Raw genomic sequence first — 24,322 nt, forward strand, 5'->3', positions numbered from 1 at the left:
AATACTGCCGTCGTCTCATTCGCCGTCCCTGCACAGGATTTCCGGGCTTTCTGCGCCGGTTTACGCTGCTTGAGGCCGGTCCAGCCCCTTGACCCCGCAGGAGAAGCCTGACCATTTAAGCATACTATACCGTGCGACGCGGTATGACCTCTAGCCCTTTTGCGAAGTTTGTCCGCCAATGCTGCTCTTGATCGATAATTACGACAGTTTCACCTATAATCTGGTGCATTACCTTGGGCAGCTTGGCGCCGAAATGGCGATCCACCGCAACGATCAGCTGAGCGTGGCCGAGGCACTGGCGCTGCGGCCCTCGGCCATCCTGCTGTCGCCCGGCCCCTGCGATCCGGCGCAGGCGGGTATCTGCCTTGAGCTGACACGCGCCGCCGCCACGCACCGCATCCCGCTGATGGGCGTCTGTCTGGGCCACCAGACGATTGGCGAAGCCTTTGGCGGGCGGGTCGTGCGCGCAGATGATATCGTTCATGGCAAGCTGGGTCAGATGCACCACGACGGGCGCGGCGTTTTTGCCGGGCTGCCGACGCCCTTTGCCGCCACGCGCTATCATTCGCTGATTGTCGAGCGGAAGAGCCTGCCAGACTGCCTAGAGATCACCGCGGCGCTGGAGGACGGCACCATCATGGGGCTGCAGCATCGCGACTTGCCGATCCACGGCGTGCAGTTCCACCCTGAGTCCATCCGCTCCGAGCACGGGCACCGGATGCTGCAGAACTTTCTCGACTGCGTGAAGGAGCCGGCATGAGCGAGCACCTCAAACCCCTGATCGACGCCGCCGCCGACGGGCCGCTGACCCGCGCGCAGGCCGAAGAGGCCTTTGGCATCCTGTTCGCGGGGGAGGCCACGCCAAGCCAGATCGGTGGGCTGCTGATGGCGCTGCGCACGCGCGGCGAGACGGTCGATGAATACGCCGCCGCCGCCGCCGTGATGCGCGCCAAATGCAACAAGGTGCGCGCGCCAGAGGGGGCGATGGACATCGTGGGCACCGGCGGCGACGGCAAGGGCACGCTCAACATCTCGACCGCGACGGCCTTTGTGGTGGCGGGGGCCGGGACGGTCGTGGCCAAGCACGGCAACCGCAACCTCAGCTCGAAATCCGGCGCGGCGGATGCGCTGACGCAGATGGGCGTGAAAACAATGGTCGGCGCGCCGGTGGTGGAACGCGCGCTGAGCGAGGCCGGGATCGGCTTCATGATGGCGCCGATGCACCATCCGGCGACGGCCCATGTGATGCCAACGCGGGGCGAGCTGGGCACACGCACGATCTTCAACATCCTCGGCCCGCTCACCAATCCCGCAGGCGTCAAACGCCAATTGACCGGCGCCTACCGCCGCGATCTGATCCGCCCCATGGCGGAGACGCTGATGGCGCTGGGATCGGAGGCTGCGTGGCTGGTGCACGGATCGGACGGCACGGATGAGCTGACCATCACCGGCGTCAGCTGGGTGTCGGCGTTGGAGAACGGAGCCGTCACCGATTTCGAGATCCATCCCGAAGACGCGGGCCTGCCCGTGCACCCGTTCGAAGCAATCGTCGGCGGCACGCCCGAGGAAAACGCCATCGCCTTTGGCGCGCTGCTGGATGGCGAGGCCTCGGCCTATCGCGATGCCGTCCTTCTCAACGCCGCCGCGGCGCTGAAAATCGCGGGGGCGGCCGCCACCCTGCCCGAAGGTGTCGCCATGGCCGCGCAAAGCATCGACAGCGGCGCCGCGCGTGACAAGATCGAGGCCGTGGCGCGCATCACCCAGAATGCTTGACACCGGCGGGCTGGGCGACTGGGCCGCCCTGCCCTTTTTCACCGACACGCTGCCGGGGATCGAGGTGGCGCTTACCGCCGATCCGCGCCCGACGCTGCCGCCCGCGCCGGTGGTGTTTCACGCGCTCGAACGGGTGACGCCCGATGCCGTGCGCGTCGTGATCCTGGGGCAAGACCCCTACCACACGTCGGGCAAGGCCGACGGGCTGGCGTTTTCGATCCCGCAAGGGTTTGGCGGCAGGCTCGACAGTCTTGGCAATATTTTCAAAGAGATCGCGGATGATCTGGGCACCCCGCGCAGCCGCACCGATCTGGACGATTGGGCCGATCAAGGCGTGCTGCTGCTCAACACGATCCTGACGGTGCCGCAGGGCGTGGCCAAAGGGCACGCGGCGCTGGGTTGGCAGGCGCTTACGGCGCAAATCCTTGACCGGCTGGCGGACCGGCCCCGCGCCTATCTGCTCTGGGGGGCGCCTGCGCAAAAGGCCGCGCGCGATGTCGACGCCGACACCAACCTCAAGATCGAAACCGCCCACCCCTCGCCCCTCTCGGCCTACCGTGGCTTCCTGGGCGCACGGCCCTTCAGCCGCACCAATGCGTGGTTGCAGTCGCAGGGCCACGCCGCCATAAACTGGGGCGACCCGGAGGCCCCATGACCCAGACCATCCTAGACAAGATCAAAGCCTACAAACTCGAAGAAATCGCCGCCGACAAGGCGCAGCGCACGTTCGAGGACGTTGACGCCGCCGCGCGCGCCGCGGACCCGGTGCGCCCCTTTGCCGATGCGCTTTATCGCGCGTCGCGCGAGGGCTACGGGCTGATCGCCGAGATCAAGAAGGCGAGCCCGTCCAAAGGGCTCATTCGCGCCGATTTCGACCCCGCAACGCTCGCCGCCGCCTACGCCAAGGGCGGGGCCACCTGCCTGTCGGTGCTGACCGACACGCCCAGCTTTCAGGGCGCAAAGGAATTTCTGACCGCCGCCCGCGACGCCTGCGAGCTGCCAGCCCTGCGCAAAGATTTCATGTACGACCCCTATCAGGTGGCCGAGGCGCGCGCGCTTGGCGCCGATTGCATCCTGATCATCATGGCCAGCGTATCCGACGCGCAGGCCGAAGAGCTTGAGGCCGCCGCCACCGACTACGGCATGGACGCGCTGATCGAGACGCATGACGCCGCAGAGCTGGAGCGCGCGCTGCACCTCAATAGCCGCATGATCGGGATCAACAACCGCAACCTCAACACCTTCGAGACCACGCTCGACACCACCCGCGCGCTGAGCAAGATGATCCCCGGCGACCGCATGATCGTGTGCGAAAGCGGGCTGAGCACGGCGGATGATCTGGCGGATATGGCGCGTTTCGGCGCGCGCACATTCCTCATCGGCGAAAGCCTGATGCGGCAGGACGACGTGACAACCGCCACGCGGCAGATCCTCGCCAACCCGCTGACCGGCGGCGGAGGGGTCTGATGGCGCTCACGCATTTTGACGGTGACGGTCACGCGCATATGGTCGATGTCTCGGACAAGGCCGTGACCGCCCGGATCGCGACCGCCGAAAGCTGGATCAAGATGCAGCGCGAAACCTTTGATATCATTACCGAAGGCCGCGCGAAAAAGGGCGACGTTCTGGGCGTGGCCCGTCTCGCGGGCATCATGGCGGCCAAACAAACCTCGACGCTGATCCCGCTGTGTCACCCGCTGCCGATCACCAAGGTCTCCGTCGATCTGACGCCCGACGCGGATCTGCCCGGCATCCGCATCACCGCCACGGTCAAGACCACCGGCCAGACCGGTGTCGAGATGGAGGCGCTGACCGCCGCGTCGGTCACCGCCCTCACCGTCTACGACATGAGCAAGGCCGTGGACAAAACCATGGAGATCGGTGGCACCCGCGTGACCCTCAAGGATGGCGGCAAATCCGGCCGCTTCGAGGCGGAATAGACGTGCGGGCGCGCTCGCTTGAGCTGTTCTTTATCGACGGGCTGCCCGACGGGATGCTGACCGCTGAGGTATTCAACTGGACAGGCCACGTGCTGCGGTTTCCGCGCACCCGCCTGCGCGAGGCGCTGACCCGCCCCGAGGCCGCACGCACCGGGGTCTATGTCCTGTTGGGCGACGGCGATGACGGCCCGCTCGCCTATATCGGAGAGGCCGAAACCCTGTCCGAGCGGATGCGCAACCACGCCGCGCAAAAGGACTGGTGGGAAACCGCGATCCTGATCGGCACCACGGGCGATTTGCTCCAAAAGGTGCACGCGAAATACATCGAAAGCCGTTTGGTAGAGAACGGAATGTTGATGCTCGATGGGGCGCACGCTGTTTTTCAAAGCAATCATGCCTTTTCAAGCCCCTCGGCGGCGGGCGCCGTCATCAATGGCCGATCCACCAACGGGCGCACCGCTTGGCGCCATCGCGACACCGGCCAGACCTACGCCGAGTGGGAAGCGGATCAGTTGAACGAGGCCGCCCCGTGATCTCCGTCGCCGAAGCCCTGGACGCGCTGTTTGCGCTCACGCACACGCTTGAGACCGAGAAAGTGCCCCTGCGCGCCGCCGCCGGGCGCACATTGGCATGCGATGTGACTGCCCGGCGCACCCAGCCGCCCTTTGCCGCCTCGTCGATGGACGGCTACGCGCTGCGGCGCGATGAGGTGGAGCCGGACGCGCTTTTTAAGGTCATTGGCGAGGCGGCGGCGGGCCACCGGTTTGAGGGGACGGTCAAAGCCGGTCAGGCGGTGCGCATCTTTACCGGCGCGCCGGTGCCGCAGGGCGCGGATTTTGTCGTCATACAAGAGGATGTAACCCGGCGCGGCGATCTGATCACCCTTGGCCATAGCATTGGCGACAAAGACAATATTCGCCCCGCCGGCGGCGATTTCCACGCGGGCGATACGCTGAGCGGGCCGCGCGTGCTGCGCCCTGCCGATATCGCCCTTCTGGCCGCGATGAACATTGCCATCGTGCCGGTAGTGCGCAGACCGCGCGTCGCGATCCTCGCCACCGGGGATGAATTGGTGCAGCCCGGGGAGGATCCCGGCCCCGATCAGATCATCGCCTCCAACAGCTACGGCCTTGCCGCGCTGCTGGCGGATGCGGGCGCCGAGGTGAGGCTGCTGCCCGTGGCGCGCGACACGCCCGCGTCGCTGCGGCGCGGGTTCGAGCTGGCACAGCCCGCTGATCTGATCGTCACGATTGGCGGGGCGTCCGTGGGCGATCACGATCTTGTCGCGCCAGTGGCGGCGGAACTGGGAATGCAACAGGCGTTCTACAAGGTGGCGATGCGCCCCGGCAAACCGCTGATGGCGGGCCGTCTGGGCGATGCCCCGATGGTCGGCCTGCCGGGCAATCCCGTCTCTGCCATGGTGTGCGGCACGATCTTTGTGGCGCCGATGATCCGCGCGATGCTGGGCCTGGGCGCGCATCCGGCTCCGCGCCAGACGGCGCCGCTTGCCACCGACATGCCCGAAGGGGGCCCGCGCGAACACTACATGCGCGCCACGCTTGCCGCAGGCTGCGTCACCCCCCTACCGCGTCAGGACAGCGCGCTGCTGGGCGTCCTGTCACAGGCCGACGCCCTGTTGGTACGTCCGCCCCATGCCCCGCCGCGCGCGCGGGCGAGACTGTCGAGATCATCCCGATCTGATATAGCCGTTGACAGAAAAATGGAACATCCCTAGAACAAAATAGAACAAAACAGGGATGGGAGCGCATTGTGCTGACCAAGAAACAACTCGATCTTCTCGCCTTTATCCACAAACGGGTGCAGCGCGACGGCGTACCGCCGAGCTTTGACGAGATGAAAGTGGCGCTTGACCTGCGGTCAAAATCCGGCATCCACCGGTTGATCACAGCGCTGGAAGAGCGCGGCTTCATCCGGCGTCTGGCGCATCGTGCGCGCGCGATTGAGGTGGTCAAGCTGCCCGACAGCATGACCGACGGCGGGTTTACCCCGCGCGTCATCGACGGGGATCTGCCCGACACACCGCCGCCCCCCGCTGCCCAGCCCGTCGTCACGATCGAGGCTCAGGAGCTGCCCGTTATGGGCAAGATTGCCGCCGGTGTCCCCATCGAGGCGATCAATCAGCGGGTGCGCGGCGTGACGGTGCCCGCGTCGATGCTGGCCGGATCCGGTGCGCATTACGCGCTGGAGGTCAAAGGTGAATCGATGATCGAGGTCGGGATCAACGATGGTGATGTCGTGGTGATCCGCGAAACCTCCGTGGCGGATGACGGCGATATCGTCGTGGCCCTGGTCGAGGATCAGGAGGCAACGCTCAAACGCTTCAAACGGCGCGGTGACGCCATTGCGCTGGAGGCCGCGAACCCCGCGTTCGAGACCCGCGTGCTGCCCGCCGATCAGGTAAAGGTTCAGGGCCGTCTGGTCGGATTGATCCGCAGCTACTGAGCAATGCACCGCTCAAGCGGCCGTGCGCCGTTTGATCTGGCCCAGCGGCGCCCCATCACGCCATTGCGCGGATTGGGCGCCGGACGCACCAGCTAGAGTGTCTCAATGTGTATGAGCGCTTGGCTGCGGGCTGCCTTTGCCCATGCTTTTGAACCGGGCGTCCTCGCTATGGCTCACCGGTATTGTTTCGTAGGGCGATCTGGCCGGTCGGTGCGCCGGCCCCCAGAAACCTCTCGCGCAGCGCCGTGAAGGTCAAACGCTGGGTTTTGCGCTGTCCTTCCCACCGGGTCCAAAGCCGCTCTCCCGCGGCGCCGCGGGCGGTCGCGTGCAGGATCCATTTCTTGTCAGGCCCCAGGCGGTAGGCCACCGCACCCGTCGTGCGCAGTCGTTTCGGGTCGTGGGCGTGGCAGGGCAGATCCTGTGCCTCAAGCACGGTATTGCTGATAACCAGCTCCCCCGCACGGCAGCCGACAAAGGCCGCAGCGGCCCGTTTGCCGGTCAGATGCGCCACACCCGGGGGCGCCTGCCAACGCGCCGCGGCAACGTCCTGCGCGATACGTTCCCCATCGTTTTCCAGCCAATTGCGGGCAACAAAGCCGCCCGCGCGGTCCCGGCTGAGCGCGCGCCCCTCCGGCGTCATGAGCCCGACCAGCTTGCCCTCCGCGTCGATCAGCAGATCGGGCCGATCGGTCTGCGCCCACAGCACGAAAGATGCTGCGACGACCACCCCGCCTGCCCACCGCATCCGACCGACCCAAAGCATCAAAAGCAATGACCCCAGTGCGAACAGCGGCAGCACCAGCGGATCCGGGCTCGGGACAAAGCGGCGCCCATCGGGCAGATCGGCGACAAGCCCGGCGACAAAGAGGATCCAGCGCAGGCCAAGGCCCATGATCTCCAGCCCGATCCATTCCAGCCCCAGCGGTGACAGCACGGCGGCCAACAAGGCGGCCGGCATCACCAGCACCCCCATCAATGGCACCGAGGCGAGATTTGCAATCAGCCCGTATTGCGCAATGGCATTGAAATGGGCGGCGGCGACCGGCGCGGTGGCGAGCCCGGCCACCGCCGAGGAGATAAAGACGGCAACGGCGGGCTGGATCCAGGCGGGACCCAGGCGCCAGCCCCGGTCGCGGATCAGGCCAAACACCGCCACCAGCGCGGTCGTGGCGGCAAAGGACATCTGGAAACCGGGGCTGAACAGTGTCTCGGGCCGCAGGATCAACACGATGACGGCGGCGATGGCGACGGCGCGCAGGCTGATGGCGCGACGGCCGATCATCAGCGCGCACAGGGCGACGGCCACCATGATAAAGGCGCGCTGGGTGGCGACATTGCCCCCCGACAGCGCAAGGTATCCGGCGGCGACGATCAACGCGCCGCCCGCGGCAATGGCACGGGTGGGCCAGCGCAGCGCCACGCGCGGTATGGCCGCAAGCAACAGCCGCAGCGCGGCGAACACCACGCCCGACATCAGCCCCATGTGCAGACCGGAAATCGCCAGCAGATGCGCAAGGTTGCTGGCGCGCAGATCCTCCAGAGCGTCCTGGCTGATGGCCGAACGATCCCCGGTTGTGATGGCGCTGGCAAATCCGCCGATATCACCGGGCAGCGCGGTCGTGATCCGCTGGGAAGCCGCCGCCCGCACGCGCCCCACGCGCATCCCGTCAACGCTACCGCCCGCGGCCATCAGCGGGCTACGCGCGTAGCCGACCGCGCCAAGCCGAGCAAACCAGGCGTGGCGTTGAAAATCAAAGCCGCCGGGCTCAACCGGGCCAGACGGCGGGCTGAGGTGTCCGGTAATCATGATCGCCGAGCCGGGTTCGGCACGGGCATCCTGGCTGCGGTCGCCGTGCAGGGAGATGCGCACGCGCGCGGGCGTGCGGTCGGGGGTGACCCGGTCGAGGCGTACGCGGTCGAGCGTCAGGCGCAGCGCGTCGGATTGGCTGCGGTCGACGGCCACGACACGCCCCTCGATGGCGCCGTAGTAGCGAAATTCCAGAACCGGCCCTGCAACGTGATGCGCCCGGCCCGCCGCAATCACGCCGCCCGCCAGGATCAGCACACCCGCGATGAACAGCGGGCGCGCGCCCTCCCCGATCCGGGGCGCCACCACACCGGCGCCGATCAGGGCGGCGGCGGCGGTACACAGCGCCAGAATCGAAGGCTCCACCGGCAGCGCAAAATAAAGGCCAACGCCAATCGCGAGACAGACCGGCACCCAGCCGAACAGCGCGCCACGCTGCCCGGCCATCACGCTTTCGAAACGGGCAATCAGCCCCATCGCTTGCCCCCGTTCCCCGCACTGGATAGACAGGCCCAAACCTACGCCCCGACTGGTTACCAAATGGTAAATATTGCCGAAGGGTTAACCACCGACATCCCAAAGGAGCCCCGCATGAGCGCCCAGATCGTCACCCGCTTTGCCCCCTCGCCCACGGGCTATCTGCACATCGGCGGCGCGCGCACGGCGCTGTTCAACTGGCTGTACGCGCGCGGCAACGGGGGCAAATTCCTTCTGCGGATCGAGGATACGGACCGTGTGCGCTATACGCCCGAGGCGACGGCGGCGATCTTGCAGGGGCTCGACTGGCTGGGACTGGATCACGACGGCGAAGTGGTCAGCCAGCACGAACAGGCCGCCCGCCACGCCGAGGTGGCGTATCAGCTGCTCGAAAACGGGGCCGCCTTCAAATGCTTTGCCACCCAGGAGGAGATAGAGGCCGCGCGCGAAGCCGCACGCGCCGAGGGGCGCAGCACGCTTTACCGCTCGCCCTGGCGCGATGCGGATCCCGCCGATCATCCCGAAAACACCCCCTTTGTCATTCGCATCAAGGCGCCCGAAGGCGGCGAGACCGTGATCCGCGACGCGGTTCAGGGCGATGTGACCATCGACAACGCGCAGCTTGACGACATGATCCTGCTGCGCTCGGATGGCTCGCCCGTCTATATGCTCGCCGTGGTTGTCGACGACCATGACATGGGCGTGACCCATGTGATCCGGGGCGACGACCACCTCAACAATGCGGCGCGGCAGATGATGATCTATCACGGCATTGGCTGGGATGTGCCCGTTTGGGCGCACATCCCGCTGATCCACGGCGACGACGGCAAGAAACTCAGCAAGCGCCACGGCGCCCTGGGCGCGGATGAATATCAGAAGATGGGCTATCCGGCGGCTGGCATGCGCAACTACCTTACCCGACTGGGGTGGAGCCATGGGGACGATGAATTTTTCACCGACGAACAAGCCAAGGAGTGGTTCGATATCGACGGCATCCGCCGCGCGCCCGCCCAGTTTGACCTCAAGAAGCTTGAGAATATCTGCGGCCAGCACATCGCTGTTGCGGATGACGCTGCATTGCGGCACGAAATCGAGGCTTATCTGGCTGCCGCCAACAAACCCGCGCTGACGCCCGCACAGTCGGACGGGTTGGAGCGGGCGATGTACTGCCTCAAAGAACGCGCAAAGACATTTCCGGAACTCCTTGAAAAAGCGGAATTTGTTTTGGCCTCGCGCCCCATCGCACCGGATGAGAAAGCGGCAAAGCACCTTGATACGGTATCCCGTGGTATACTGGGAGAATTGACGCCGCAGCTGCAAGATGTTAGCTGGACACGAGAAACGCTCGAAGACGTCTTGAACGGTTTTGCCGCCGACCGGGACACCAAATTCGGCAAACTTGCCGGGCCGCTGCGCGCAGCCCTCGCGGGACGTGCCGTGACACCTTCGGTTTTCGATATGATGCTGGTGCTCGGGCCCGATGAGACCCGTGCCCGCCTGAATGACGCCGCAAGCGGTTGAGACAGTCGTCAATCTGTCATTAAGATTGCGGTAGATACACAAGACCGGGCGCCCGAGACGCCGGGCATACAGACGGGGGGCCACGCCCTTCGACAGCCAACCTAGAAGGGGACGGACATGGCCGACAGCACCAAGACAGCAACGCTCACGATTGGGGAAAAGACGGTCGAGATGCCGGTCTATACCCCGACCTCCGGTCCCGATGTGATCGACATTCGCAAGCTTTACGCGCAGGCCGGCGTGTTCACCTATGACCCCGGCTTCACCTCGACCGCGGCCTGCGACAGCACGATCACCTTCATCGACGGCACCGAAGGGATCCTGACACACCGTGGCTACCAGATTGGCGAGCTGGCGGAAAAATCGCATTACCTCGAAGTCTGCTATCTGCTGCTTTACGGGGAGCTGCCCTCCCCCGCGCAGCTGGAAGAATTCGAAAGCCTCGTGACAAATCACACAATGCTGCACGAGCAGATGATGAATTTCTTCCGGGGCTTCCGCCGCGACGCGCACCCGATGGCCGTTATGGTGGGTGTGGTCGGCGCGATGTCCGCGTTCTATCACGACAGTACCGACATCAACGATCCGCACCAGCGCGAGGTCGCCTCGATCCGCCTGATCGCCAAGATGCCCACGATTGCCGCGATGGCCTATAAATACACCATCGGTCAGCCGTTCATCTATCCGCGCAACGATCTGGACTACGCGTCGAACTTCCTGCGCATGTGCTTTGCCGTACCCGCCGAGGATTACAACGTCGATCCGATCCTGAGCCGCGCGATGGACCGGATTTTCACCCTGCACGCCGATCACGAGCAGAACGCATCGACCTCGACCGTGCGTCTGGCGTCCTCCTCGGGCGCGAACCCGTTTGCCTGTATCGCCGCCGGGATCGCCTGCCTGTGGGGGCCCGCGCACGGCGGTGCCAACCAAGCGTGTCTGGAGATGCTCAAGGAAATCGGCACGCCCGACCGCATTCCCGAATTCATCGCGCGCGCCAAGGACAAGGATGATCCGTTCCGCCTGATGGGCTTTGGCCACCGCGTCTACAAGAACTTCGACCCCCGCGCGACGGTGATGAAGCAATCCGCCGATGAGGTGCTGGAGCTGCTTGGCGTCGAGAACAACCCGATCCTGCAGGTCGCCAAGGAACTGGAGAAGGCTGCGCTGGAGGATCCGTATTTCTCCGAGAAAAAGCTGTTCCCCAACGTCGATTTCTATTCGGGCATCATCCTCGAGGCGATGGGCTTCCCCACCTCGATGTTCACGCCGATCTTTGCGCTGGCGCGCACCGTCGGCTGGATCTCGCAGTGGAAAGAACAGCTTGCCGATCCGCAGCTCAAGATCGGGCGGCCCCGGCAGCTCTATCAGGGCTCCGACATCCGGTCCTACACCGACATCGAAAAACGCTAAGCGAGAAAGCCCCGGTCACACCGGGGCTTTTTTGTGACCGGCGGCGCGAATCGTGCCGCGCCCCGCCGCCGGGGGCACATAAATGCGTGATTCCCCCTGCTATTGTTTATCGCAAATGTGGCAAAATTTGGCTGAGGATTACGCAAAACCGGCCAGAAACGAGCATTGTTTCGCCCGTTGCCACAATAGTTAACGCGTGCTTGACCGGTGCGAAAATCCCCGACTATCTGAACGCAATCACGCATGCTTAGGGGATACTGCTATGTTGATGCTACTTGGACTGCTGCCGCTTGGGCTGTTGGCGTTTGCCGTCGACGGCGGAAGCGACGACGACGAAACCTCCGTTGAGATCAACGGCACCGATGACGACGATCGCATCTCGGGCGAGGTCGGATCGGATTTTCTGGACGGCGAGGCCGGTGACGACGTTCTGAACGGTCGCGCGGGCAACGACACGATCTTTGGCCGCGACGGTGACGACGTGCTCCAGGGCGAGGACGGCGACGACATGCTGTGCTCGGGTGACGGCGACGACATCATCTCCGGCAACCGTGGCTTTGACTTTATCGAGGGCCAGGAGGGCGACGATTTTGTCTCTGGTGATTACGGCGCCGATACGCTCTTTGGCAACGAAGGCAACGATACCATCGTGGGCGGTCGCGGGACCGATGATGTTGCGGGCAACCAGGGCGATGATCTGCTGTTCAGCGGCATCATCAACGGCCTGCCCCTCAGCCTTGATGAGCTCGAAGAGCTGCGCGACGGCGGCAGCCTTGAGGATCTCAACGGCGGGATCGAGATCCGCGATGACCGCTTTGGCGGTCGGATGTTCGGTGGTGGCGGTGACGATGACATCGTCATTGGCTCCGGCGATACGGTCATGGGCGGTAACGGTGACGATACCTTCCACATCCTGTCCGAGCAGACCGAAGAGAACTTTGGCGCGCTGATCAACGACTTCACCGACGGTGAGGACGCGATCACGGTAATCGTCGACGATATCGACGCCGACAATGACATCTCGGTCGATACCGATGGCGAGGATGCGCTGATCCGCATGGGCGATCAGGTGCTGGCACGGATCACCGGCGGTGCCTCGACGGTGACGGCAGACGACGTGACGCTGATTGCCGAGAATACGGTCGAAAGCCTGTTCGATCCCAACGGCGCCGCGGCCGCCTGAAGCTGAGCGTGCGCGGGGGTGATATGCCGCCCCCGCACACCCGACCAAATCTCAGCTTTCAGGAGGATCAGTATGGCCAGTCCAACGCCAAGCCCGCGATACGGGTGGGAAGACGCCAAAAGCCTGATGCCCCGCGCTGCGGAGTGTGAAAAAGGGCCGCAAGGTGCCCTGGTGCCAGATCGCCAGGAAGAACATGACCACATCGCCGTGGTCTATGACGAGGGCGACACCCCGCCCGAGATAACGATCAGACAGGTCTCAGGCACCGTACATACGGTTCTGGCAGACGGGATTGCGGTGGCCGTAGTCGCCAACACATCGGGCCGCGTGCCCAGCCCGTCGGATGTCCTGTTGGTGGCGCGCAGCGCGCATCACTAGTCTCTGATTAACGCCCCTCGAATGTCGCGGGGCGTTTTTCCGTGAAGGCAAGCACCCCTTCCTTGAAATCCCGCGAGCGACCGCATTCGCCCTGCTCACGTGCTTCCAGCGTCAATTGATCGGCGTAGTCATTGTCCCAGCTGGCGCGCAACGTCCGTTTGATCGCGCCATAGGCGGCGGTGGGGCCGGCGGCCAGATGGGCCGCGCGTTCGCGCCAGTGCGCGTCGAATTCGCTGTCCGGCACCGCCTGCCAGATCATGCCCCAGTCATCCGCCTGCCGGGCCGTGATCTTGTCCGCGAAAAGTGCGGCGCCCATTGCCTTGGCCATGCCCATCTGGCGCGGCATGACATAGGTGCCGCCCGCGTCGGGGATCAGGCCGATGCGCGCAAAGGCCTGCAGGAAATACGCGCTTTCGGTCGCAAAACAGACGTCGGTGGCCAACGCGATGTTGGCCCCTGCCCCCGCAGCGGGCCCGTTGACGGCGGCGATGGTGGGCACGGGGCATTCCACAATCGCCTGCAACAGCGGTTGATATTCGTCGCGCAGCGTCCGCTCAAGATCAATCGAGGAGGCGTTGGCCCGATCCCCCAGATCCTGACCCGAGCAGAACGCCTTGCCCGCGCCGGTAATCACGACACAGCGCGCCTCCTCACCGCCCGCGCGCACGGCATGCGCGATTTCGGCCCGCATCTGCGTGGTCAGCGCGTTGAACTTTTCCGCCCGGTTGAAGGTCACGATGGCGACGCCGCCGGTCAGCTCATAGGTGATGGTTTGATAGTCCATGCGGGATCCCTTTCCGGTATCAATCGCGCGCATCCTAGCCCGCAGATACGCGGCTCACCAGCGCCAAAGCCGGGCTATTTATCGAGAATATCGCGCAGGGCGCGGGCTTCGCTTTCGCTGAGCGCATCGTCCTGCGGCGCAGGGGCCGCGCTGCGGCGGCGCAGATAGGCAATGCCGACACCAAGCGCCAGCACCAGCATCAGCGGTCCGGCCAGCCACAGAAGGATCGTCGAGCCCGTCGCGCGCGGGTTCAGCAACACGTATTCGCCGTAACGGTCCACGATGAAATCGACGACCTGCGCATCACTGTCGCCTTCTGTCAGCCGCTCGCGCACCAGCAGGCGCATGTCCTTTGCAAAGGGGGCCGAGCTTTCGTCGATGCTCTCGTTTCGGCACACGAGGCAGCGCAGCCCTTTCGAGATGTCGCGGGCGCGCTCTTCAAGAACGGGATTATCGAGAACCTCGTCGGGCTCCACCGCCATCAGTGGCGTCGCCAGCAGCATCAACGCAAGGATCAGCCGTTTCATTCTGCCGGTACTGCCTTGGCCTTGCGCGCCCCTGCGGCCACGCGGAAGCGGCGGTCCGTCAGGCTGAGCGTGCCACCCAGTGCCATGAGCGCGCAGCCGATCCAGATCCAGTTCGTCATCGCCTTGATATAGGTGCGCACGGCCCAGCCGCCGCCGACCTGCGGATCGCCGATGACAAGGTATAGATCGCGCGCAAGGTTCTGGTGGATCGCGGCTTCGGTCGTGGGCATCTGCGCGACGGGGTAGAACCGCCGCTCCGGCGCGAGGGTCGCGATGAATTCTCCGTCGCGGGCGACGTCGATGATCGCGCGGGTCGCGACGTAATTCGGCCCTTCGATATCGTTCACCTCGCGCAGGGTCATGTCATAGTCCCCCACGGTAAAGGGTTCATCCACCTGCGCCACGCGAATGTCCTCGACGGTGTAGGCGGTCAGCCCCGCGATCCCCAGCATGGTGATGCCAAGACCCGCGTGCGCAACCGCCTTGCCCCAATCGGCACGCGGAAGGCGCGCCAGTCGGCCCAGCCGCTCACGCAAAGCGCCGCGCCCGGTGCGCTGCGCCAGATCAATCGCCGTGCCCATCAACAGCCACGCAGCGAGGAACATGCCGATGGGTCCAATCAGGCTGTTTCCGGTCTGCACCGCCCAGACCAGCCCGCCAATCGCCACCGCCAGCGCAAACGCCAGCTTCAGCGGCGTCGTGCTGCGCCCGATCCCGCCGCGCTTCCACGGCAGCGCCGATCCAATCGGCAGCACCAGACCCAGCGCCACCATGAACGGCGTGAAGGCCGCGTCAAAGAACGGCGGCCCGACGGTCAGCTTGCGGTCAAAGAACATCTCGGCCACGAGCGGCCACATCGTGCCGACGAACACCACAAAACACGACACGGCCAGCAGCAGATTGTTGACCACCAGCGCGCTCTCGCGGCTGACGACGCCAAAGACGCCCTTTGCCTCCATCGCGCCCGCGCGGAGCGCGAACAGCACCAGCGCCCCGCCCATGAAGAACGCCATGATGGCAAGAATGAATACGCCACGGTCGGGATCGTTGGCAAAGGCGTGTACCGAGGTCAGCAGCCCCGAGCGCACGATAAAGGTCCCGATCAGCGAAAAGCCGAAAGCGAGAATGGCCAGCAGGATCGTCCAGCTTTTCAGGGCTTCGCGTTTCTCCACCACGATGGCCGAATGCAGCAGGGCGGCGGCCAGGAGCCATGGCATGAACGAGGCGTTCTCCACCGGATCCCAGAACCAGAACCCGCCCCAGCCCAGCTCGTAGTACGCCCACCACGATCCCAGCGCGATACCGATGGTCAGAAAAACCCACGCCGCCAGTGTCCAGGGCCGCACCCAGCGGCCCCAGGCCGCATCCACGCGCCCCTCGATCAACGCGGCCACGGCAAAGCTGAACGCCATGCTCAGCCCGACATAGCCGAGGTAGAGGAACGGCGGATGAAACGCGAGGCCGGGATCCTGCAACAGCGGGTTGAGATCCTGCCCATCGAAAGGCGGCACCGCAAGACGGGCAAAGGGGTTTGAGGTCAGCAAGATGAACAGCAGAAACGCCACGCCAATTGCCGCCTGAACGCTCAGCACCCGCGCGCGCAGGCTGGCGGGCAACTGCCCGCCGAACCACGCGGCCATGGCACCAAAGAGCGCCACAATCAGCACCCACAGCAGCATCGACCCCTCGTGGTTTCCCCACGTGCCGGTGATCTTGTAGATCATCGGTTTCATCGAATGGCTGTTCGCCGTGACGACCGCAAGGCTGAAATCCGACGTCACGAAAGCCCATGTAAGCGCCCCGAAGGATGCCGCGATCAGCACGAATTGCACGGTCGCCGCGGGCTCCGCCACGGCCATCCAGCTGTGCCAGCCCCGCGCTGCGCCGACCAGCGGCACAACCGTTTGAATGAGCGCCACGCCAAGGGCGAGCAGCAGGGCGAAATGTCCAAGCTCTGTAATCATGGGCTGAACATAGACGCCCCTGCGCCCGGTTCCAATCACATTAGATTGGTCATCGTGCCGCAGTCAGCGTGCCGCGCGCCAGTCCTCCAGCGCGGGATTCTCCTCACTGCGCAGCGCCTGAGCCGCCGCGCGCACGTCCGGCCCGGGATCGGCTGCGCCAATGCTGTCGTGGCGCAGTTCCTCGATGGCCTTGATGTTGTTCACCACCGGGCCGACATGGGCAATCGTGTCGACGATAGAGCGCTGGAATTCCTGACTTTTCACCTGGTGCCGCGCGCCAAAGTAGAACGAGACGATCACCCCCAGCAACCACCACAATGGCTCCGGCACCAGCGCGATCCCCTGCATCCGCTGGGCAAACCACAGGGGCGCCACCATCGCCGAGACAAACAGCCCCAGCGTGCCAAGCGCCAGCGCCGGGCGCGGCACCCGGTTGAGCCCGTCCATGAAGCGGTCAAACCAGCCCTTTGGCGCCGCGACAAATTCGCTGCCGTATTGCTGCATCGCCTGCTGCTGCACCTCGGCCCCGCGTACGGCCCCGGCTTCGGCGTTTTCGCGAAAGACCTCGACCGTCTCGCGCACGACGTTGCGATTGCCGCCAAAAACGACCCCGAAAAGACGTTCGATCAGGCCCATGACGCTGTCCTTTGTGCAAATGCCTCGCGGCTCAGGTGATAGCGCGGAGAGATGAACTCCTCCGCCCGCTTGATCCAACCGCCCTTCCCGCCTGCCCGCGTGCGGGCGTATTTGCGCGAGGCCGCGCGACGGTCGGCGAGACGGAAATAATAGTTGCGCCGCGCGATCCCGTAGGCGTCCACCAGATGATCGGGCGAGGCGCGCCAGGCCGCGCGGACGGCGGCCAGGCTTTGCGGCCCAAGCGCCCCGTCGACCGTCACGGCATAGCCCATGTCGACCAGCAGCCGTTGCAGGATTTTCACAGCATTCGCGCCGGCATTGACGTACATATCAAAAACGCTCGCCTGCAGGGCGCGGGGCAGCTCCGCAATCAACGGTTTTTCGTAGTAATGCTTGAGAAAGATCTGCACCGCCTGTTCGCGGGTCAGTTTGCGCACATCCGCCGGGCTGATCTGCCCGTCGCCGTCCAGATCAAGGCCCAGCCTGCGCATCGTATGGATCGTGACCCCAAAATTCGTGGCCCCGCCGGGGTCGTCCGGGTCGTTCACATAACCGCCTTCACGGCGTACGATATCTTCGGCAATCTCGGTCACTGTCTGCATGGTCGCCCCCTTTGCGTCTGGGGGGACACTGCCGAAAAAAGAGTTAACGCGCGCTCACCTCAGCGTACGGTATCAGGTGTCGGGCTCTTGGTAGACGCCCTGCTCCTTCAGCGCGTCCACAACCTCTTTCGGCATGTAGGTCTCATCGTGTCGTGCAAGGATTTCAGTAGCTTCAAAGACGCCGTTAATATAGCGACCCGTGCCCACCATGCCCTCGTTCTCGCCAAAAAGGTCCGGCAACACACCAGTATAGACCACCGGCACTGACGCGCCGCCGTCGGTGACGGAAAAGCGCGTCTGCTCCCCCTCACCGCGTTTGAGCGTGCCTTCCTCGACCAGACCGCCGATGCGGAACACTTCCGTCGGCGCGGGCGGCTCGGCCACCACTTGACTGGGCGCGCGGAAAAAATTGATCCCGTCGCGCAGCCCGTAGCCAATCAGCGCCGTCGCCGCGATCAGCGCGCAGACAGCGACGGCGATCACCTGAATACGGCGTTGCTTTTTCAGGCTTTTCATCGGCCCCTCACGGAAAGAGCGGGGCCATCATCAGCCCCTCGGTCTCTTCAATATCTAGGAGGAGATTGGCATTTTGCAACGCCTGACCCGATGAGCCCTTCGTGAGGTTATCGAGCGCCGCGATGACGATCGCGCGGCCACTGATCCGGTCCGCACACACGCCGACATGGCAGAAATTAGAGCCGCGGATATGCCGCGTCGAAGGCGCCTCTCCGAACGGGAGCACTTCGATGAACGGCTCGGCGGCATAGGCCGTTTTCAACGTATCATGAATGGCTTGCGCGTCCCCCTTCACGTAGCAGGTCGCAAGGATGCCGCGATTTGCGGGCACCAGATGCGGGGTGAACTGCACCTGCACGGGCCGCCCCGCGAGCGCAGAGAACTCCTGATCGAACTCGCCCAGATGCCGGTGCGTGCCGCCCACGGCATAGGCGTGATAGCCCTCGGAAAGCTCCGCGTGCAAAAGATTTTCCTTGAGCGCCCGCCCTGCGCCGGAGACGGCGCATTTGAGATCCAGGATGATCTCGTCCAGATCAATCACCCCCGCCGCAATCAGCGGGCGCAGCGCGTACTGGCCCGTGGCGGCATTGCATCCCGTTCCCGCAACCAACCGTGCCGCCCGGATTTCCTCCCGGTAGAACTCGGTCAGCCCGTATACAGCCTCTTCCTGCTGCGCGAGCGCGGCGTGCGCGTTGCCGTACCACTTTTCGTAGTCCGCGGGATTCCGCAGCCGGAAATCCGCCGAAAGATCCACAATTTTCAGATTCTTGGGTAGGGCTGCGATCACCTCCTGCGAGGTCTTGTGCGGCAGCGCGCAAAAGCACAGATCGATGCCGGAAAAATCGATCTCTTCCATCGTGACCAGATCGGGCAGATCCAGGTGGCGCAGATGCGGAAAGACCGACGCCATGCTTTGGCCCGCTTTGGAATTCCCGCCCAAAGCCTTGATTTTCATGTGGGAATGATTGGCGATCAGCCGGATCAATTCGGCGCCCGTGTAGCCCGAGGCGCCCAGAATTGCGATGTTGTATATCATGTGTTCGTCCAGAATAAGGGTGTCTTGCGTAAGGTCAGGCAGCGGTAAATGTCAGCTGTCGTCGCAAGAACTGCGTGGCGCGGTCACTCACGCGTTTGGGATCGCCCGTTGTCAGAAACGCCGCATCACCCGCGCCGCGTTTGTCAGGGTGCCGCTCCAGGTAGTCGGCGAGGCTTTCGGCCACCAGATCGGCCTGGCTCAGCACGCGTACATCCGCGCCCAGCGCCTCGCTAAAGGCGTCCTTCATCAGCGGGTAATGCGTGCAGCCAAGGATCGCCGCATCGGGGTGCGGCATCTTGCGTTTGAGCGCGTCGACGTGGGATTTCACCAGTGCTTCGGCGAGGATCATATCGCCGTCCTCGATCGCGTCGACGACACCGCCGCAGGCCTGCGCCTCGACGTCCACGCCAATGGCGCGGAACGCCAATTCGCGCTGGAAGGCGCGGGTGGCAACGGTTGCGGGTGTGGCGAAAAGCGCCACGTGTTTTGTGCCCACCTCGCGCGGCGGGGAGTTGTCGCCCCACTGCCGTTCCGTCAGCGCCTCGATCAGCGGCACAAAGACCCCCAGCACGCGCTTGTCCTGCGGCACCCAGCCTTCCTGCATGCGCCGCAGGGCGGCAGCTGAGGCGGTGTTGCACGCCAGCACGACCAGATCACAGCCCGCATCGAACAAGCGCTGCGTGGCGGCGACGGTCAGATCATAAATGTCATCGGCAGAGCGCACACCGTAAGGCGCGTGCGCACTGTCGGCAAGGTAGACAAACTCCTGATCCGGCAGGCGCTTTTGCACCGCGTCCCAGATCGTCAATCCGCCCAAGCCACTGTCGAAAATGCCTACCGCCATGTGCGCCCTACCGGCTGCGATGCCGGTCCTCGAATTCATATCCCGCGTGGGACCAATCCAGCGGTTCTGGGGCCAGTCCATACGTGGCTTTGCGCAGGAAATCCATCATTGCTTTGCCATCTTTTGCCAGAGGGTCCAGAACATCGCGCCCGATGGGCGCGCCGATGCTCAGCCGCACGGGCGTGTCGATCCGTTTGCGGAATTCCTTGATCAGCAGCCCCATGCGCAGCGTCTGGTGCAGGTGGCTTGCGATCTGGAACATCCGGCTGGTGTGCCCGTCGAAATAGACAGGCAGGACGGTCGCATCGGATTTCGCGACCATCCGCGCGGTAAAGCTGCGCCAACCGGGATCCATGGGGCGCGAGAAAGGCTTCGCCGCAGTGCTGACAGTGCCGCCGGGAAAGATACCGACAGCGCCCCCGTCCCCCAGATAATCAAGCGCCGTGCGCCGCGTGGCGAGGTTGGCGGCGACAGCCTCCTTGCTCTGCGCAAAATCGATGGGCAGCAGCAGCCGGTGCAAATCGGGCGCCTTGGCAAAGGCCGCATTGGCCATGATGCGGAAATCCCCGCGTGTGCGCGCCAGCAGATGCCCCATCACCAACCCGTCGAGGATGCCGTAGGGATGGTTGGCGATCACAATCAACGGGCCATCGCGCGGCACGTCCGACAGGCGTCCCCGGTTCAGATCAAGGCTCAGCCCGTAGCGCTCTATCATCACGTCAAAGAAATTGCGCCCCCGCGCCACTTCTTCCTGATAGCCGACCGCGCGTTTAATCAGGCCGACACGTCCAGTCGTATTCTCCATCAGACGGATGACGGCACGGCCCCCGCGCGTACGCGCGGCGCTCGCATAGCTCAGATCACGGGGGGTGGTCAGGCATGGGTGCATATCGCTCTCCTTGGCTCCCTTTACACGGCCCATGTTACAGCCGCGTGACGCTACTGCGCCGCGCGGTCCATGCGCTCTCCGCCCGCGCGGATGACGGCCAGCAGCTCCTCGCGGCGTTTGGCGGCCTTTGCCTCATTGGCCTGCTTGACGGGGCCAAAGCCGCGGATCTGCATCGGCAATTCGGCCAGCGCCACAACGGCCTCGCGGGTCGCATCCGTCAGCTTGGGCAGCACGTCGGCCATGTCGGCCTCGTACTGCTTGATCAACGCCCGCTCCATCCGGCGCTCGGCGGTGTAGCCGAACACGTCGAGCGGCGTGCCACGCAGCGCCTTGAGCTTGGTCATCAGGCGCAGGGGCCGCTCCAGCCAGGGGCCGAATTCGCGTTTCATCGGCCGCCCGTCGGGTCCGGTTTTCGACAGCATGGGCGGGGCGAGGTGGAAGCTCATGCGGAAATCGCCCTCGAACTCCGCCTCTGCCTTCTCGCGCGAGGTGAGCAGCAGGCGCGCCACCTCGTATTCGTCCTTGTAGGACAGCAGCTTGTGATAACCCCGTGCGGCCGCTTCGCGCACCGCCTTGTCGTCGATTCCCTCGACCAGCTTGCGATAGCGCTTGGCCAGCCGCTTGCCCTGATAGGCCGTCAGATGTTCGGCCCGGTAGGTGATCCGCTCATCGAGCGATTTGGGGAGCGCCACGACCTTGGGTGTCAGCACCGCCTGCGCATCGGCCGGATGCTCAACCGCCCAGCGCCCCAGCTCGAACGCACGCAGGTTCCGCTCGACCGCCGCTCCGTTGAGGCTGATGGCCTCCCGGATCGCCTGCAACGAAAGCGGGATCAGGCCGCGCTGCCACGCCCCGCCAAAGATCATCATGTTGGAATAGATCGAATCGCCCAGTGTTGCCTTGGCCAGATCGGAGGCGTCGAACAGCACGACACGGTCTTTCAGACGCGCCTGCAACGACAGCTCAAGCTGATCGTATGGCATCTGGAATTCGGTATCGCGGGTGAAATCGCCGGTGATGATCTGGTGGGAGTTCACCACCGCCCCCGTGCGCCCGGCGCTTGTCAGGCCCAGCGTCTTGTTGCCGCCCGACACCACCAGATCGCCGCCGATGAGCGCGTCGCACTCCCCAGTGGCCACGCGAATGGCCGAAATATCCTCGGGCCGCTCCCCCAGCCGGCAATGGATGCTCACGGCGCCGCCCTTCTGCGCCAGACCGGCCATTTCCATCATGCCCGCCCCCTTGCCGTCGATCTGTGCGGCCTGCGCCAACACCGCGCCGATGGTCACGACACCCGTTCCGCCGACGCCTGTGATGACGACGTTATACGTGCCCTTGATCGCGGGCAGCGCGGGATCGGGCAGATCGGGGATCTTCACCTCCGTCGTCGCCTCCTTGCGCACCTTGGCGCCTTCCAGCGTCACGAAAGAGGGGCAGAACCCCTTGACGCAGGAGAAATCCTTGTTGCACGACGACTGGTCGATCGCGCGCTTGCGCCCCAGCTCAGTCTCCTTGGGCACGATCGAGACGCAGTTGGACTGCACCCCGCAATCGCCGCAGCCCTCGCAGACGTCGGTATTGATGAACACCCGCTTGTCGATATCCGGGAAGGTGCCCCGCTTGCGACGGCGGCGCTTTTCGGCAGCACAGGTCTGGATATAGACGATGGCGCTGACGCCTGTCGTCTTGGCCATACGTTCCTGCACATTCTGCAACTCGGCCCGCTCGTGCGTCTCCACCCCCTTGAAGCGGGCAAAATCCACGTCTTCCTTTTCGTCGTAGACCACGGCGAGGTTCTTGATCCCCATGGCGCGCAGCTCATCCACGATACGCGGCGCGTCCAGATCGCCCTCGTTGCCCTGCCCGCCGGTCATGGCGACCGCATCGTTATACAGGATCTTGTAGGTGATGTTTGTGCCCGCCGCGATGGCCGCGCGGATCGCCTGCACACCCGAGTGGTTATACGTCCCGTCACCAAGGTTCTGGAACACATGCGGCGTGTTGGAAAACGGCGCCTCGCCGATCCAGTTCGCGCCTTCGCCGCCCATATGGGTGAAACCCAACGTCTCGCGGTCCATCCATTGCACCATGAAGTGGCACCCGATGCCCGCATAGGCGCGGCTGCCCTCCGGCACCTTGGTCGAGGAGTTGTGCGGGCAGCCCGAGCAGAAATACGGCAGTCGCGCCGCCAGCTGCGGCGCGTTGTCGGCGCGGCGCGCCTCGTCGAGCTTGGCCATCCCGGCCTTGATCCCGTCGGTGCCGCGCCCCTCCTCGCACAGAACTTCGCCCAGCTTGGTCGCGATATCCGTCGGATCCAGCGCCCAGCGCGCGGAGAAGAATTCGGCCCCGTTCTTGCGCCCGCCGTAGACCCGGTGGCGCATGTCATCGTCAAACAGCGCCTCCTTGATCTGCACCTCGATCAGCTTGCGCTTTTCCTCGACCACGACGATCAGGTCCAACTCCTCTGCCCAGTCGTGAAAGCCCTTCATGTTCAGCGGCCAGGTCTGGCCCACCTTATAGGTGGTGATTCCCAGACGCTCTGCCTCGGCGGCGTCGATATTCAGCAGGCTCAGCGCGTGCACCAGATCGAGGTAGTTCTTGCCCGCCGCGACAAACCCGATCTTGGCGCCGGGTTTGCCCCACATGCGCTTGTCCATGTTGTTGGCGTGGGCGAAGGCTTCGGCGGCGTAGCGCTTGTAGTCGATCAGCCGCGCCTCCTGTTCGATGCGGTCATCGACAAGGCGGATGTTCAGCCCCCCGTCGGGCAGATCGAATTCGGGTGTGACAAATGACATCCGGTGCGGATCGCCGTCCACGACGGAGGTCACCTCGACCGTGTCCTTCATCGTCTTGAGCCCCACCCAGACGCCGGCATAACGCGACAGCGCCCAGCCATAGACGGAATAATCCAGCATCTCCTGCACGCCCGCAGGCGACAGCACGGGCATGTAGGTGTCGACCATCGCAAATTCGGATTGGTGCAGCACGGTAGAGGATTCACCGGTGTGATCGTCCCCCATCGCCATGACGACACCGCCGTGTTTGGATGATCCGGCCATATTGGCGTGGCGCATCACATCGCCCGACCGGTCCACCCCCGGCCCCTTCCCGTACCACAGACCAAAGACGCCGTCGTATTTCCCCTCACCGCGCAGCTCTGCCTGCTGCGCGCCCCACAGGGCGGTGGCGGCCAGATCTTCGTTCAACCCCGATTGGAACGTGACGCGATGCGCGGCGAGCTGTTTTTGCGCGCGCATCATCTGCATGTCGACCGCGCCGAGCGGCGAGCCACGGTAGCCGGTCACAAGCCCGGCGGTGTTCAAACCGGCCACGCGGTCGCGTTCGGCCTGCATCATCACCGCGCGCACAAGCGCCTGCGTGCCGTTCAACAGAACGGGGCTTTTCTCCAGATCAAAGCGGTCGTTGAGTGAAATCTTCTGCGTCGTCATGGTGTCCCTCCCAAGAAACCCGGCGAATACTGTATCGTACATGCATCTTTAACGTGCACAATAGGTCATAGATTGTGACCTGTATAGCCCTGTGTCAATCAATCGGCAAATTCCCCGCGC

At 64.5% G+C, this 24,322-nt stretch carries 22 protein-coding genes and 1 pseudogene; 12 read left to right on the plus strand and 11 right to left on the minus strand.

What is annotated here, in order from left to right; all coding sequences use genetic code 11:
- The first annotated feature begins 178 nt into the window (after positions 1–178).
- From KDD17_RS07875 to lexA, 8 genes and pseudogenes are all read left to right on the plus strand, one after another.
- Positions 179–760, plus strand: a complete 582-nt coding sequence (locus tag KDD17_RS07875) for an anthranilate synthase component II (protein WP_212706034.1) — start codon at positions 179–181, stop codon at positions 758–760.
- Positions 757–1,773, plus strand: a complete 1,017-nt coding sequence (gene trpD, locus KDD17_RS07880; RefSeq protein WP_212706035.1) for an anthranilate phosphoribosyltransferase — start codon at positions 757–759, stop codon at positions 1,771–1,773. The genes KDD17_RS07875 and trpD overlap by 4 nt, the downstream gene beginning before the upstream one ends.
- A complete protein-coding gene (locus KDD17_RS07885) occupies positions 1,766–2,428 on the plus strand; it encodes a uracil-DNA glycosylase (protein ID WP_212706036.1) in 663 nt (220 codons plus the stop codon). Before trpD ends, KDD17_RS07885 begins: the two co-directional genes overlap by 8 nt.
- A complete protein-coding gene (gene trpC, locus KDD17_RS07890; RefSeq protein ID WP_212706037.1) occupies positions 2,425–3,240 on the plus strand; it encodes an indole-3-glycerol phosphate synthase TrpC in 816 nt (271 codons plus the stop codon). The genes KDD17_RS07885 and trpC overlap by 4 nt, the downstream gene beginning before the upstream one ends.
- The gene (moaC, locus tag KDD17_RS07895; RefSeq protein WP_284438389.1) at positions 3,240–3,713 is read left to right on the plus strand and encodes a cyclic pyranopterin monophosphate synthase MoaC; all 474 of its coding nucleotides are present in this window, start codon (positions 3,240–3,242) and stop codon (positions 3,711–3,713) included. The genes trpC and moaC overlap by 1 nt, the downstream gene beginning before the upstream one ends.
- Positions 3,714–3,715: 2 nt before the next feature.
- Positions 3,716–4,246, plus strand: coding sequence for a GIY-YIG nuclease family protein (locus KDD17_RS07900; protein WP_212706038.1), 531 nt, complete (start codon positions 3,716–3,718; stop codon positions 4,244–4,246).
- A pseudogene (locus KDD17_RS07905) lies at positions 4,243–5,414 on the plus strand (molybdopterin molybdotransferase MoeA). Before KDD17_RS07900 ends, KDD17_RS07905 begins: the two are co-directional and overlap by 4 nt.
- Positions 5,415–5,483: 69 nt before the next feature.
- Entirely contained in the window at positions 5,484–6,176 is a 693-nt protein-coding gene (lexA, locus tag KDD17_RS07910; protein ID WP_212706040.1) for a transcriptional repressor LexA, read from the plus strand.
- A 166-nt stretch (positions 6,177–6,342) separates the two neighbouring features.
- Here lexA and KDD17_RS07915 read toward each other — a convergent pair whose 3' ends face one another.
- Complete coding sequence (locus KDD17_RS07915) at positions 6,343–8,460, minus strand: ComEC/Rec2 family competence protein (protein ID WP_212706041.1); 2,118 nt, start codon at positions 8,458–8,460, stop codon at positions 6,343–6,345.
- A gap of 114 nt (positions 8,461–8,574) precedes the next feature.
- Between KDD17_RS07915 and gltX the strand changes: the two genes are divergently transcribed.
- The 4 genes from gltX to KDD17_RS07935 all read left to right on the plus strand — a co-directional run bounded on the left by gltX (position 8,575) and on the right by KDD17_RS07935 (position 12,955).
- On the plus strand, positions 8,575–9,981 hold the full coding sequence (gltX, locus tag KDD17_RS07920; RefSeq protein WP_212706042.1) for a glutamate--tRNA ligase: 1,407 nt from the start codon (positions 8,575–8,577) through the stop codon (positions 9,979–9,981).
- A 117-nt stretch (positions 9,982–10,098) separates the two neighbouring features.
- On the plus strand, positions 10,099–11,394 hold the full coding sequence (locus KDD17_RS07925; protein WP_212706043.1) for a citrate synthase: 1,296 nt from the start codon (positions 10,099–10,101) through the stop codon (positions 11,392–11,394).
- Between the two features lie 268 nt (positions 11,395–11,662).
- Positions 11,663–12,577 (plus strand): calcium-binding protein, encoded by a 915-nt coding sequence (locus tag KDD17_RS07930; RefSeq protein WP_212706044.1) that lies wholly within the window; start codon positions 11,663–11,665, stop codon positions 12,575–12,577.
- Positions 12,578–12,748: 171 nt separating this feature from the next.
- Positions 12,749–12,955, plus strand: coding sequence for a hypothetical protein (locus tag KDD17_RS07935; protein WP_212706045.1), 207 nt, complete (start codon positions 12,749–12,751; stop codon positions 12,953–12,955).
- 7 nt (positions 12,956–12,962) lie between these two features.
- Here KDD17_RS07935 and KDD17_RS07940 read toward each other — a convergent pair whose 3' ends face one another.
- The 10 genes from KDD17_RS07940 to KDD17_RS07985 all read right to left on the minus strand — a co-directional run bounded on the left by KDD17_RS07940 (position 12,963) and on the right by KDD17_RS07985 (position 24,202).
- The gene (locus KDD17_RS07940; RefSeq protein ID WP_212706046.1) at positions 12,963–13,739 is read right to left on the minus strand and encodes an enoyl-CoA hydratase-related protein; all 777 of its coding nucleotides are present in this window, start codon (positions 13,737–13,739) and stop codon (positions 12,963–12,965) included.
- A 74-nt stretch (positions 13,740–13,813) separates the two neighbouring features.
- Positions 13,814–14,266 carry a cytochrome c-type biogenesis protein gene (locus tag KDD17_RS07945; protein ID WP_212706047.1) on the minus strand — a complete coding sequence of 151 codons (453 nt, stop codon included), beginning with the start codon at positions 14,264–14,266 and terminating at the stop codon, positions 13,814–13,816.
- Positions 14,263–16,230 carry a heme lyase CcmF/NrfE family subunit gene (locus tag KDD17_RS07950; RefSeq protein WP_212706048.1) on the minus strand — a complete coding sequence of 656 codons (1,968 nt, stop codon included), beginning with the start codon at positions 16,228–16,230 and terminating at the stop codon, positions 14,263–14,265. Before KDD17_RS07950 ends, KDD17_RS07945 begins: the two co-directional genes overlap by 4 nt.
- A gap of 63 nt (positions 16,231–16,293) precedes the next feature.
- Entirely contained in the window at positions 16,294–16,866 is a 573-nt protein-coding gene (locus tag KDD17_RS07955) for a holin family protein (RefSeq protein ID WP_212706049.1), read from the minus strand.
- On the minus strand, positions 16,857–17,468 hold the full coding sequence (locus KDD17_RS07960; protein WP_212706050.1) for a holin-associated N-acetylmuramidase: 612 nt from the start codon (positions 17,466–17,468) through the stop codon (positions 16,857–16,859). Before KDD17_RS07960 ends, KDD17_RS07955 begins: the two co-directional genes overlap by 10 nt.
- A gap of 72 nt (positions 17,469–17,540) precedes the next feature.
- The gene (gene ccmE, locus KDD17_RS07965; protein ID WP_212706051.1) at positions 17,541–17,984 is read right to left on the minus strand and encodes a cytochrome c maturation protein CcmE; all 444 of its coding nucleotides are present in this window, start codon (positions 17,982–17,984) and stop codon (positions 17,541–17,543) included.
- A 7-nt stretch (positions 17,985–17,991) separates the two neighbouring features.
- Complete coding sequence (gene argC / locus KDD17_RS07970) at positions 17,992–19,020, minus strand: N-acetyl-gamma-glutamyl-phosphate reductase (protein ID WP_212706052.1); 1,029 nt, start codon at positions 19,018–19,020, stop codon at positions 17,992–17,994.
- A gap of 34 nt (positions 19,021–19,054) precedes the next feature.
- Positions 19,055–19,864, minus strand: coding sequence for a glutamate racemase (gene murI / locus KDD17_RS07975; RefSeq protein ID WP_212706053.1), 810 nt, complete (start codon positions 19,862–19,864; stop codon positions 19,055–19,057).
- Between the two features lie 7 nt (positions 19,865–19,871).
- Positions 19,872–20,753, minus strand: coding sequence for a lysophospholipid acyltransferase family protein (locus KDD17_RS07980; protein ID WP_212706054.1), 882 nt, complete (start codon positions 20,751–20,753; stop codon positions 19,872–19,874).
- A 50-nt stretch (positions 20,754–20,803) separates the two neighbouring features.
- Positions 20,804–24,202: an indolepyruvate ferredoxin oxidoreductase family protein gene (locus KDD17_RS07985; RefSeq protein ID WP_212706055.1), complete on the minus strand. Its 3,399-nt coding sequence runs from the start codon at positions 24,200–24,202 to the stop codon at positions 20,804–20,806.
- Positions 24,203–24,322 lie beyond the last annotated feature (120 nt).

It is taken from the genome of Sulfitobacter albidus (genome assembly GCF_018200035.1).
Lineage (GTDB): Bacteria > Pseudomonadota > Alphaproteobacteria > Rhodobacterales > Rhodobacteraceae > Sulfitobacter > Sulfitobacter albidus.